Below are 12073 nucleotides of genomic sequence, written 5' to 3' on the forward strand. Positions count from 1 at the left end.
GAAAAACAAATGCCTGCAAACCACTGAACCCCAACTATTTTATATTGTATGTGTGTGCCTTGAATGGTGGATATAGCTCATGAATTTGAGTGTTCCAAAGTGTGAAAGACTGGGCGTCCCCGACCCGTAAGCACGGGAATCATTGTCCGAAGCAAAGCAAGTGGCAAGGTTGCCAGCGGTGACGCTGGAACTGAAGTAATCGGACCGCCGAAGCGGCCAGATGGGAGTTCGAAAGGACATCACGAAGTGAGAAACTGGATACAGAGGCTATTAGAATTCCAGACGGTACGCTGGGTGGTGTGACCAAGCGCGTACTAGGGGCACGCCTAGTACCTTACGGCCGCCTACTCATATTATGTGGATTTCAATTTCACTAATAATGCTCATACAAGTAAACTGCTGATTGTAGAAACTTGTCATTTAAATCATATTGTCTCAATCGCAATCGTAACCCTTGTTCATTTAATTCAAATTTTTTCTTAAACCCTCCTTCACCGGCAAAGTTTTGCTCATAGATGTTTTCTATTTCCCTTCCATTTTTATCATACAAATAGCTTGTGGTAGTCGGGTATTCTGAATTGATCATGGATTTCATTTTTGAAAGGCGCTGTTCACTATCAAGCTCGTATATAGTGTGATTGATCAATGCATTGGTCTGATCAAATTCTTTAACCGTATAGACAGAACCAGTTCCGTCAACAGACATTTTAGTAACACGTTTTAAATTAGCATCTTCAAAATAATGTTCTTCATTTGGTTTATTTCTTGGAATTACTCTTTTATATCTGGAACCATTATGTTGTTCAACAAGGTTATCTTTAGTGTTGTATTTCCAGATTGTAACTGAACCCATTGGTATCCTTGAAGATCCATCATATACAGCTTCCTTAGTTCTACGTCCTATCGAATCATATTCTGACACAATACGCCTAAACCCTCCTCTATAAAACCGTTTGATCTCAATCAGTTGACCTTTTTTGTCATAATGATGTATTTCAGTAGTATCAAGTTTTATTGATTTTTCATCGTTTCCCGAAACTTGTATTTCTGAACAGAGATACACCGTTTTTATTTTATTGAGTGCAAACAGTTGTTGATTGCGATTGGATCTGTTTCTAAATGGGGTTTCCAATAGATTTTGAGCAAAAAGACTATTGAATGAAAGTAAAATAAAACAAAGGATATTCAAAATCTTAAGTACTTTTTCCATCAGACTAGAGCATTCCCACATAACGTTGTTGTATATGGTTTGTTGAGTGGTTTAAGCACGTAATTTAGCAAATAAATAAAAACCGAATAGAAAATCCGCGAGGATTTTCGTAAGTAGGCTTGCACTAGCAATTTTTTATATACTGTACGCGCACCTTGAATGGTGAATATGGCTCATGAATTTGAGTCTTCCAAAGGGTGAAAGACTGGGCGTTGTTACGCGAAACAAAGCAAGTGGCAAGGTTGCCAGCGGTGACGCTGGAACTGAAGTAATCGGATCGTTGAAGCGGCCAGAGGGGAGTTCGAAAGGACATCACGAAGTGAGAAACTGGATACAGAGGCTATTAGAATTCCAGACGGTACGCTGGGTGGTGTGACCAAGCGCGTACTAGGGGCACGCCTAGTGAGGTGAACTGGCTACCGATTGGTAGTCAGCCGTCTACTCATATCTTTATGGTCACTTGTCAAATTACAATTTTTAGTATCTTGTTTAATTAGAAAAGAAAATACAAAACCAGTCTACGAAACACTATGATGTAGTAATCAAGGAACTCCTTTCTTTTCTTTTCATCTCAAGCCAGTACAGTACCTCGATTGGGCATAGTTTTCTCTAACTCTCTTTAAACTCCTTCATAATCTCTAGGGTAGACTTATGAGGTCTTCCCGTTGCCTTTTCAAAATCAGATTTCACGTAATTCACCCCAATTCTGATTCCATTGTATATACCTGCAATGACTGTCCCTATAAAATCTCCCAGTTCTTCTTTTCTTTCCTTTTCATATGCCTCTACCGAAACTGAGTTGTATGTCAAATCTGTATTAAACACCTGATTAATAAGTTCAGCTAATTGAAATTGTGAGATTGGTTCTCCTACCAAATTGTAGGTCTGCCCGTTGTGTTTGTCGTGAAGCAACATTTGTGTGTATGCGAAAGCCAACTCACCTCTGCTTGTATATCCACATTTTCCATCACTCGCACAGTTTCTAATCTCACCTTCTTTTACATAAGTGTCAAGATATTCAAGATCTGGTTCAAGGTAAATTCCATTTCTACCAATTACCCAATTCAAGCCTGATTCTCTTACATCCATTTCAGACTGACGATTACTTTTTACTATCGGGCTAAAAGCGGTTTTTTCTTCGTCACCAATAATGCTTGTATAGACTATTTTCTTGACACCATTTTGTTTAGCAGCCTCAATTACATTACTGTGTTGCCGAATCCTTTTTTGAGGGTCATCCATACCTGAAATTAGTAGCACTGAATCAACTCCTTTCAAAGCAGTAATGAATTCTTCTCGATTATTATAATCCCCTTTTCTTACTTCAATACCGAGGTGAGAAGCCTTTTCAGGTGTTCTAACAATCCCAATTACATTCCCTTTACCAATTTCCTTTTTTAATTCATTGACAATGGAAGTACCTAATTGCCCGTTTGCTGCTGTAACTGCGATTTTCATGTTCTGTTTTTAATTATGCCTAACGGTATCGGGTATGGTTTCGTTGCGGAAATGGACGCGAGTCACTTTCCGCCGTGGACTAAATTAGTAAAAAAGCGTGAATTTCCGATGAGGAAATTCAACCGAAATAAACTATACACGGTGTTGGGGTTCGTTATTTTTTTCGCTTGTAATACAATTGTACCAATCCCGTATCAAATGTTTTAGTACTTACAAACTCCAATAATTGCTCAGGTCTACCTTCTTTAAATAATCTTGTACCATTGCCAAGAAGAATAGGCACAATGGAAATAATAAGCTCGTCAATGAGGTCATTTTTAACTAGTTCGTTAACGACTTCAGCACCACCATCACAATAAATATCTTTCCTGGCACTTGCTCCGGATACAATAGAATTATCAATAAAAGTAATGTCATTGACTGCTGTTGAATTAATAACCCCACTTGTAAAAGTCGCTTCTATGCCAATATTTATTGGCGTATTTAAGGTTAGATTGTTAGAGGGCTTGTTTATTAATAATCGACTAAACGTTGGGGTAGTAGTAGCTGAAATAGACTGCGCAGAACTTCCCCAAAAAAAAGTAGATCCAGTGTCAGCACCAAATACGATACTGCCTACGCCATTGCAGGTTACGTTTGCATAAAACGCAGTAGTATTATTGTAGGCAGGTTCTAAAATGCCAAGTATTTGGTTAAAAGTTACTTCATTATTAAAGGTATCATTATTCATGGTGGCCAACCGAAGGGTAGCTGAAATATTATTACACGTTATGGTGGTAGTATCATTGAAATGGTTTCCTCCTTCACTTTCATTTAACCCAAGCTCAGTTTTATAGATTGTTAAAACATTATTGAACGTTGAGCCATTTAGAAAAAGTCCGTCTACAGCCCCATTTACTTCTACATTAAACGTTGTTCCTGAAAATGTAGCATCATCAGTACAATTTAGAGTTAGATTTGTATTGGAACCAGAATTAGTTATTTGACCTGTCTGAAAAGTCGCTTCATTGGCTATTGTTAAATTATAACCTCTTAGATCTATACTTCCGTTGTATCCATTCATGCGTATTGTTCCTACAGAAGTATTGGCATCTAAAAAACAAATGCCATTAAAATTACCCGATCCATCAAATATTGCGGTATCGCCAATTCCTGGGGGTGAGGCACCTCCAGGACCTCCCGAAGTAAGAGACCAGTTGCTAGGGTTACTCCAATTTTTATTACTATTAGTATAACTAAAATAATCAAACTCTATAGCTCCCTGCTGTGCTGTATAATTCGAACCACCAATTATAAAACGAATTTGTGTAGTAGAAGCATTCCATGTTATAGTACTTAAGTCAACTGAAAAATAACCAGTTGTATTTGTTCCAAAAAGAAGGTTTTGTTCTGTTAAATAAGTTCCGCTGGAATTAAATTCTTGAACTTGAAGAAAATAATTTTGAATACTTCCTGTTACAGAAATCAAATTAAATTCTACAATACCATTTATAGGATCCAACGGAAGTAACTTGGGAGAAGCTCCATCAACGTTAAAAATTCTATTGGCATATAGTCCTGCAGCATCATCCATTTTTAAGATTGCAGTTCCATTGCCAGAAAGTTGCCATGCTCCCGTTCCATTGTCTTCTATAAGGTTCCATTCATTAATTTCTGATGTTGTACTGAAATTAGTGAGATAAGTAGAGTTCCCTACCCAGTAGCGATTTTGAGAAAAAAGAAATGTTGAGAAAAAATAAAGAGGAATAAAAAATAATGTTGTTAATAATCCTTTCATTACTCTAATTTAAATTAGAAACACTACTTGATGTAATTTGTCAAATACTTATTGTACGAGTATCATTATAAGAAATTTTTGGTAGATATGTTAAAGAATCTAAGAGTTTTTTTAATGAGACCACCCAACAGGTTACCTTCTTCCAAGGGTATGTTGGATTGTCCCTTGTTAGAAGTCTTAATGTTGAACTGATATTTATTTTGTGTCATTGTTTCGACTATGAGTAGTTGCGCGGTTTGCACTTAACTTTGCAAGTACACACTAAGCTGAAAATCCGCGAGGATTTTCAGAAGTAGGCGAGAACAAGCAATTACTTATAGTCTTAGAATTCTAGTCCGTACGCTGGGTGGTGTGACCGGGCTGGCGTTCCAGAGGTGCACCGTGGGTTTATGGCTCACGGCCGTCTCGATTACCTGTTGCCATTTTTTTAAAGTTTCTTTATATTATTCTGTAAATGTGGTTTTTGTCAGTTCTAGGCTGCCATTCCACAGACTTTTTTGAAAAACTTTATTATAAGAATCAACAGATGTTTTAACCACTTTACCATCCGAGAAATAAATTCCTTTTAAGTATTTGTACTTTTCAGAAAATGCAAGGTTTGCTAAATTTTTTCCTGCTTGCGCTGGTGTATGGATATTGCTTTTGAATAAGGTCAAAACAGGGAAGATATTTTTCCATAAAAATCGCATAACAGGTGTGTAAGTTCTCGCAAGTCCTGTACCTGGTGTTAATCCTGGATCGTATGCGTTTACCCTAATATTTGTATGTTTTAAGCGCTCTTGCAATTCGTATGTTGTCATTATGTTGCACAATTTTGATGTAGAATACCTTCTTTGTCCAACTATGTTAGGTTTTTCGGAAGTTTCTTTTGGGTAAGCAAGTTCTTTGGCACTCGTATAAATAGGTGGTTCTATTGGTGTTTTGAGTGCTGGGTCGTGTGTTTCACTCGATGTGAATATTATATGTCCGTCATTTTTCATAAAGGGTAATAATTGCATAGTCAAGGCAAACGACCCAAGATGATTTACACCAAATGTCTGTTCAAATCCATCTGCCGTAAATTGTGTTTCGCCAATATTCTGTACTCCTGCATTATTTATCAAGATAGAAATGGAGTTGTTTTTTTCTTTGGCAAATGATTCAGAAAACTTTCTTATAGATTCTAAAGAAGCCAAATCTAATTCCAAGCATTTTAGGTTTTTATGACCTGTTTTGGATTTTATTTTTTCTATTATTCCTTTTCCTGCTTTAATATTTCTGGCAGGAATGATAATTTGTTCGTTTTTGGTTTTTTTAGCCATTTGTAAAGCACACTCAAAACCAATTCCACTGGTTGCTCCTGTAATAATTATTGAATCCATATTTTTTTTGTTTTCTATTAAAATGATGAAGCAAAGTTCAGCACTTCAAAAGCAAAAACTTTTGCCATTTGGCAAATAATGAATTCAGATGCTTTTTCGAATCCTGCTTAATGATGATTGCGTGATTCCTAAATAAGAAGCGAGATAGGAAAGTGGAATTCTGTTGGCTAAATTCGGGAATTTGTCTAAAAAACTAAGATACCTTGTTTTGGCATCTTCGGCTAACATTGGACTTAGTTTATTTACCTTTTCAACCAATGCTTTTTCGGTTATTTTATTGATAATGCCATCCCACTGAATGATAGTGGCTGACAAATCGTTGAGTGATTCTGTGGAAAACACAAGTAGTGTACAATCTGTTACGGATTGCACATATTCTGAAGAGGGGATTTTTTGATTGAAGCTGTTTATGTCCACAGCAAAATTGTTTTCATCAACAAAGTATTTGGTGATTTCATCCCCTTGGCTGTTGTAGTAACATACCCGTAAAATACCTTCTTCAATAAAAGCTACTTGTTTTGGTATTTTTCCTGCTTCGGAAAAGTAATCGCCCTTTTTCAATTCCAATACCTGTGCTTTTCTCTTTATCAAGTCAATTTGCTGTTGATTTAGCTGCCCAAATTCCAACAGATAGTTTATCAATTTATCCATAGTCACAAAGATTGTCATTACATTTTATTCGGAATTTGTCAAATGGCAAAAAGGGTTGGTTGATTTTAGTTTTGCTTCATTTGGTTGGGTTTTATGCTTGCAGGTAACAACGTTTTTATGTATGAGCATTAGCGGGTTTAAGCAACTACTTTTCAGATTACAATATACTTTAATATCCCTGTAAAAATCCACGTCCGTCCATAGGACGTGGATTTTTACAGGGATATTAAATTCAAAAATTGTTATCGCTTATTTTGGATGCAGAATGAGGTAAAACCGACAAGCATAGCAGCGCTACGTGCGGAGGTTTTAAGTATCTTGTAAACTAAGTTTTCGTGTTTTTTAAATAAAGCCTATTGTTGGTTTGCTACCGTAATTGATTGTTGCTGACGGTCCGCCGCTGCGATTGCTAGTTTTTTCTTAAAAAAATAATCTTTCACTTTTTAAGAAAAAGATAGTTAATCAACTCATTACTTAGTTGAAACTAGTAACCCGTAACTAGCACCTAGTAACCGTCAGCAGGGTCTAAAAATCAGAATAGTGATTCCCATTAAAATACCCGGTTATTTAGTTTACAGTGTACTTAACGAAAAAGAAGCACATAAGAATTTTGAAGTTATGTTTCTAAACAGCTTCTTAGGGCCTGACCAGTTCTTTTCATTACTATATGGTTCTTAATCGATGTTTTTATAATTACACCTCTGCCAAATGTAATTCCTTCAAAATCTCATAAGAGCGAAGTCTTGCTGCATGATCGTAGATATGCGAAGTGACCATGAGTTCATCTATTTGAGTGTTTTCCACAAACTTGCCGAGCTTGTCGCTTACTTTTTCCGCATCGCCAATGAATGAATAGGCTAGGAAAGGTTTGAGCGCCTGTTCAAATTCTGGGGGCAATACAAAGGAGCTATCCGGCGCTTGTAATGGGCGACGATCTTGCGTTAAGATACCCATGAATATTTTCTTCATGGAAGTAGCGAGGAGTTCTGCTTCCTTGTTGCTGTTGGCCGCGATCACGTTAACGCAGGCAATAGTGTAGGGTTTTTGTAACTGCTCCGAAGGCGTGAATTCGTTGTGGTAAATTTGCAAAGCTTGGTGGAGTTGTTGTGGGGCAAAGTGGCTGGCAAAGGCATAAGGCAAGCCAAAAGATGCTGCCAAATGTGCACTCTCCGTGCTCGATCCCAAAATCCAAATGGGGATATCCATACCCTCGCCTGGGATGGCTCTTACTGGCGAATGTCTATTATCTGTCGAAAAGTATTTTTGTAGTTCCCGAACGGTCTGGGGGAATTTGTATGCAGCACGTTCATCTCTTTGCAAGGCTTTGGCGGTATGTTGGTCGGTGCCGGGCGCTCTGCCCAAGCCCAAGTCGATCCTGTTGGGGTATAAGGATGCCAAGGTGCCAAATTGCTCGGCGACCATCAAGGGCGCATGGTTGGGTAACATGATGCCACCAGATCCTACTCTAATGCTGGAAGTTCCCCCTGCTACATGACCGATCAGTACGGAAGTAGCCGAGCTGGCGATGCTTGCCATGTTGTGGTGCTCGGCCAACCAAAACCGTTTGTAGCCTAATTCCTCTACTTTTTGTGCTAAGCTGAGGCTATTTTTAAATGCTTCTTTTGGACCAAAGCTCTCCAGTATCACTGCCAAGTCTAGCACAGATAGCGGGATGTTTTTCAATCTATTGTTCATATCGTCGATTCTCTCTTAGGTTAGTCTATTGGTTGATTTTAACTTAGTCTGTAACCGTATTTTGGGGCAAAAGTTCCATTTTAAGATTGAAAGGCAGGTAAACCAGCAGAAGAAGCGTCTCTACTCCACATAATATTTATTGAATTCTCTGTCCAATCTGAGCATACACCTTACGTTCTTTAAAAAATCGTGAACTACTGATCTATCGTTGAGCAGTTTTTATTCTAAAAAAAACCTTTCACAAACCAAATTGTATCTATGAGAATTCTTACGTTGTTAACTTTTTTTGCTCTCGCTTATTCAAGCACCCAAGCACAGTTTTTTGTACAAAAACTACCTCAAAGCGAGATTTTAAACAGTGAAAAAGCTTATGTGATTACCAATGCAGGTGATACTATTCGGGGACGAATTAGCGGGGCATCTCAATCTAATGGTCAGCTAAAAGCCTTTACCCTAAAAACTGACGAGGAAAAGCTGAAATTTAAGCCAATGGAGATTAGGTCGGTAGCCGTAGTGCCAGGAATGGGGGCTAATTATGAAGATATGGCCTTGATTACAACAATCAAAAGGGCTTCAGATACTACTTTCTTGAAGTTGGTAGAAACAGAGTGGGTGATTTTTGAGCGTATTCAGTTGCCAACCAAGAGAGAAAGTTACGCTTTAGTTCAGTTGGTGAACCCTGGCTTCGATTCCAAGATCAAGGTGTATGCAAACCCAGAAGCAAATGAAACTAGTACGCTTTCATCGGAGTCGATGATGCTAACTGGCGGTGACGATACTTCCCATTTTATTTCAGTAAACGGGGAAAGACCTACGCTGATAAAAAAGGGGAAGTATAAGAAAGAAGGTTTTGCCCAGCTATTTGGTGGATGTGATGCGCTGAACGATGAAGAACCAAAATGGAAATATTTCGCCAAGCATATTTTTATCTATGATCAAAAGTGCGAATAAGCTTTCTTAGTAGCTTCTTAAATAGAAAAGGCTCTCCAATTAGATTTGGAGAGCTTTTTTGTTTTCAACAAAGTATGATTTGAATGATAATCATTATTTATGTAGTAAGAAGAGCCCCGATCAATAGTTCAAAGTCAAACAAAACAATGCAACTTGGGAAATAACAATCATTCATCTGACTATATCATAGAAGGGTTACCAGCTGATTTGTCTAACGCTGCCCTAGAGTTTTTGGAAAGTGTTTTTTCCAAAGAGCAAAATATTCCTAAGGAATTGATTCCGCTTACCCAAGAAGAGCAAAAATGGTGGTGTATCCGAAAAGGTAAGGAGGTTGTGGGGACGGTTGCTGCTTGGAATCTTAATGCTGAATGGCACTGGGGAAGGCTGGCGGTTCATCAGCAATTGAGAGGGCTTGGCTTAGGCAAACAATTGGTGAGGAAATCTTTTAACGAGCTTTTCCAAATGGAAGTGGAAAAAGTGGTGATCGATGCGAGGGATATAACCGTTGAGATGGTCTTGGGGCTAGGGGGAAAAGTTACAGGGGAAAAGAGCTCCTTTTATAACTATCCTATAACGCCGATGGTGATTGAGAAAAAAGATTATATCTTTAAGTCAGAGCCAGGTTCGTGACCTGGTCTTACAACTTTTACCACAGAATCATCCTTCCTTACATATTATTTCACGCCTTAGCGAGCTTGCTTTTGGGTACGCTACACTGATTTATTTCACATTATTTACAACCACAAAAAAAGTCCATGAGAAAGTTTATTATTTTAAGTGTTATTTCTGTTTTTATTGCCAGAATGGCGGTTGCCCAAGACCAATATATTTTCCCTTCAGGAAGTGGGCCGAACAAACTGTTCATGAAGGAGATTATCAAACTTACTGGAAAGGAGCGACCAAAGATCTGTTTTTTGCCCACGGCTTCGGGAGATAGCGAGCGTGGAATTATCAGGTGGTACGATCTGGTGCACGACCTTTCGGTAGAACCCTATGTGCAGCGAGTTTGGATCAGCTCTTATAGGCAAAAAGAGTCGTTTGAGGATGTGTTGTTGGGTATGGATGCCATAGTGGTAGGAGGGGGGAATACCCTTAATATGATAGCCATTTGGAAGGTGCAGGGAATTGATACGGTGCTGCAAAAGGCGCTGGAAAAGGGTATTGTATTAGCAGGAGGAAGTGCCGGGTCACTTTGCTGGTTCGACAACGGGACTACGGATTCTCGACCTATTGAATTGACCGTGGTAGAAGGTTTGGGCTTTCTTCCATTTAGCCATTGCCCTCATTATGACAGCGAGGAGTACCGCAGGCCATTGTACCATAAGAATATAAAAAATGGCATTTTCAGAGCTGGGTATGCGATGGATAACAACGCAGGAATTATTTTCAAGAATGGAGAGCCTTTTAAGATAGTATCTTTAGATGAAGACCATAATTGCTATTTCGTTTCCATGAAAGATGGAGAAATAGTTGAAGAGAAACTCGACTCGGTTATTCTTAAATAATTCCAAAACAGCTTCTTGGAATTTATTTCTTCATGATGGTGAAGGTTTTCGTTCCTGTGGCTTCATATACTCGTAGGAAGTACATTAGCCTATCGGCAATTACATCGGTAGGCATCGAAAAGTAATCAAGTTCAGATCATATGTAGGAGTTATAGGTCTGCACTATAAGGTTACGGTAGGCATTTGAGCTGCCCTTGGCTCTCATCGTATCTATAAAAGTGTGGTTGTACGATTCTTGTACATCTATGTATTCGGCAGTAGGAGTGTTGTAGCCCGCACGAACCTCGTTTGTTCCTGAAAAAATCAAGTGCCCATCATAGCCTGTGTGGGCTGTGAGTAAAATAATTGGACCACAGTCTCGTGTGGTTTGATTATTATAAGAATTTGCATTGTTACTTTGTTGTTGACATTGCTTGTAACATTTTTCCAGAATGAGAATAGAGATGGAAAAATTTTATGAAAAAATAAAAACAACTTTCGCGTGCCTTTGGTTAGGTCAGTAATTGCTTTGTTAAAGGTGTGACTTCCTGTTCTGTTGCAAGATTGGCATTAGCTAATTTTAATGAAGTTCTATTCTACTATAAAAGTAAACCAGCATTTTTCTAACCAGCTCCGTTTTAATCAACATTGGTAAAACAGTTTTTATCAATACTTAGCTATGTATTACTATTCAACCTGCTGCAAAAGGGTTGAACATTACAATTGTGAGGGATTATTTCTACTGCTTTAATTGGAAAGAGTTGAGCTGAGCTCCCAAGGCCTCGGTGTGCCTAATCGTCTTGATTTAAGAATTATATAAATATTTGAACCATATATTCTCATGAAGAAAACGCTTCTGATTTTACTGGTAACATTTTTCTGCTTCAGTAGCGCTATTCATCAAACCTATAAAAACTGAAAAAGAATGAAAGCACCTGTACTTCTTATGTTTTTTTTCTTCTTGGTAAGCACCCTGAGTTGGGGGCAAGAGTATGAGACAGAACACGAAGAACTTGAAAGTGGGTTAAAACATCACAAAATCATGTTGGTTTTGGGGCATACTCATGTGCCTTCTGGAATAAATGTAGAGGGGAAAAAGACATGGTTGGCGCTAAGTAGTTGGGGGATAGATTACGACTATCGCATCAACCGACTATGGAGCGTAGGGCTTCACACCGACATGGTGCTGGAAAATTTTGAAATTGAAAATGAAAAAGAGGTCATAAAGGACAGAAGTCGCCCAATAGCTATGGCTCTTATGGCTTCCCGAAAATTGAATGGACACTTTTCTTTAATGGCCGGAGGTGGTGGCGAATATGCCAAGGAGGAAAGTTTCGCCTTGGTTCGGCTAGGCGCAGAATATAGCTTAGAATATAAAGAAGAATGGGAGTTTGGAGCTAGCTTGATGGCAGATTTTAAAATTGAAGGGTACAACTCTTGGGTAATAGGATTTGGGGTTGCCAAGCTATTTTGAAAAGGATGTTTA

The 12073-nt window shown here is 38.4% G+C and carries 10 protein-coding genes and 1 pseudogene; 4 read left to right on the forward strand and 7 right to left on the reverse strand.

Annotated features, from left to right (window positions below; translation table 11 throughout):
• Positions 1 to 373 precede the first annotated feature (373 nt).
• From R9C00_07885 to R9C00_07910, 6 genes and pseudogenes are all read right to left on the reverse strand, one after another.
• A complete protein-coding gene (locus R9C00_07885) occupies positions 374 to 1210 on the reverse strand; it encodes a hypothetical protein (protein WPO37367.1) in 837 nt (278 codons plus the stop codon).
• A 609-nt stretch (positions 1211 to 1819) separates the two neighbouring features.
• On the reverse strand, positions 1820 to 2668 hold the full coding sequence (locus R9C00_07890) for an SDR family oxidoreductase (protein ID WPO37368.1): 849 nt from the start codon (positions 2666 to 2668) through the stop codon (positions 1820 to 1822).
• Positions 2669 to 2822: 154 nt separating this feature from the next.
• Positions 2823 to 3035, reverse strand: a pseudogene (locus tag R9C00_07895) (dihydrofolate reductase family protein).
• A 1853-nt stretch (positions 3036 to 4888) separates the two neighbouring features.
• Positions 4889 to 5806: an SDR family NAD(P)-dependent oxidoreductase gene (locus R9C00_07900; protein WPO37369.1), complete on the reverse strand. Its 918-nt coding sequence runs from the start codon at positions 5804 to 5806 to the stop codon at positions 4889 to 4891.
• 84 nt (positions 5807 to 5890) lie between these two features.
• Positions 5891 to 6457 (reverse strand): Crp/Fnr family transcriptional regulator, encoded by a 567-nt coding sequence (locus R9C00_07905; GenBank protein ID WPO37370.1) that lies wholly within the window; start codon positions 6455 to 6457, stop codon positions 5891 to 5893.
• A 693-nt stretch (positions 6458 to 7150) separates the two neighbouring features.
• A complete protein-coding gene (locus tag R9C00_07910; protein ID WPO37371.1) occupies positions 7151 to 8152 on the reverse strand; it encodes an LLM class flavin-dependent oxidoreductase in 1002 nt (333 codons plus the stop codon).
• A gap of 258 nt (positions 8153 to 8410) precedes the next feature.
• Between R9C00_07910 and R9C00_07915 the strand changes: the two genes are divergently transcribed.
• The 3 genes from R9C00_07915 to R9C00_07925 all read left to right on the forward strand — a co-directional run bounded on the left by R9C00_07915 (position 8411) and on the right by R9C00_07925 (position 10608).
• Entirely contained in the window at positions 8411 to 9103 is a 693-nt protein-coding gene (locus tag R9C00_07915; GenBank protein WPO37372.1) for a hypothetical protein, read from the forward strand.
• Between the two features lie 153 nt (positions 9104 to 9256).
• Positions 9257 to 9733: a GNAT family N-acetyltransferase gene (locus tag R9C00_07920; protein WPO37373.1), complete on the forward strand. Its 477-nt coding sequence runs from the start codon at positions 9257 to 9259 to the stop codon at positions 9731 to 9733.
• 125 nt (positions 9734 to 9858) lie between these two features.
• Complete coding sequence (locus R9C00_07925; GenBank protein WPO37374.1) at positions 9859 to 10608, forward strand: peptidase E; 750 nt, start codon at positions 9859 to 9861, stop codon at positions 10606 to 10608.
• A 136-nt stretch (positions 10609 to 10744) separates the two neighbouring features.
• Here R9C00_07925 and R9C00_07930 read toward each other — a convergent pair whose 3' ends face one another.
• The gene (locus tag R9C00_07930) at positions 10745 to 10915 is read right to left on the reverse strand and encodes a hypothetical protein (GenBank protein WPO37375.1); all 171 of its coding nucleotides are present in this window, start codon (positions 10913 to 10915) and stop codon (positions 10745 to 10747) included.
• A 597-nt stretch (positions 10916 to 11512) separates the two neighbouring features.
• On the opposite strand from R9C00_07930, the gene R9C00_07935 reads away from it, so the two are divergent.
• On the forward strand, positions 11513 to 12061 hold the full coding sequence (locus R9C00_07935) for a hypothetical protein (protein WPO37376.1): 549 nt from the start codon (positions 11513 to 11515) through the stop codon (positions 12059 to 12061).
• The last annotated feature ends 12 nt before the right edge of the window (positions 12062 to 12073 follow it).

The organism is Flammeovirgaceae bacterium SG7u.111 (assembly GCA_034044135.1).
GTDB lineage: Bacteria > Bacteroidota > Bacteroidia > Cytophagales > Flammeovirgaceae.

Bases quoted from the DNA above. Each gene is read 5' to 3' on its own strand.
- R9C00_07885 (WPO37367.1), bottom strand. From the start codon at position 1,210: ATGGAAAAAGTACTTAAGATTTTGAATATCCTTTGTTTTATTTTACTT.
- R9C00_07890 (WPO37368.1), bottom strand. From the start codon at position 2,668: ATGAAAATCGCAGTTACAGCAGCAAACGGGCAATTAGGTACTTCCATT.
- R9C00_07900 (WPO37369.1), bottom strand. From the start codon at position 5,806: ATGGATTCAATAATTATTACAGGAGCAACCAGTGGAATTGGTTTTGAG.
- R9C00_07905 (WPO37370.1), bottom strand. From the start codon at position 6,457: ATGGATAAATTGATAAACTATCTGTTGGAATTTGGGCAGCTAAATCAA.
- R9C00_07910 (WPO37371.1), bottom strand. From the start codon at position 8,152: ATGAACAATAGATTGAAAAACATCCCGCTATCTGTGCTAGACTTGGCA.
- R9C00_07915 (WPO37372.1), top strand. From the start codon at position 8,411: ATGAGAATTCTTACGTTGTTAACTTTTTTTGCTCTCGCTTATTCAAGC.
- R9C00_07925 (WPO37374.1), top strand. From the start codon at position 9,859: ATGAGAAAGTTTATTATTTTAAGTGTTATTTCTGTTTTTATTGCCAGA.
- R9C00_07935 (WPO37376.1), top strand. From the start codon at position 11,513: ATGAAAGCACCTGTACTTCTTATGTTTTTTTTCTTCTTGGTAAGCACC.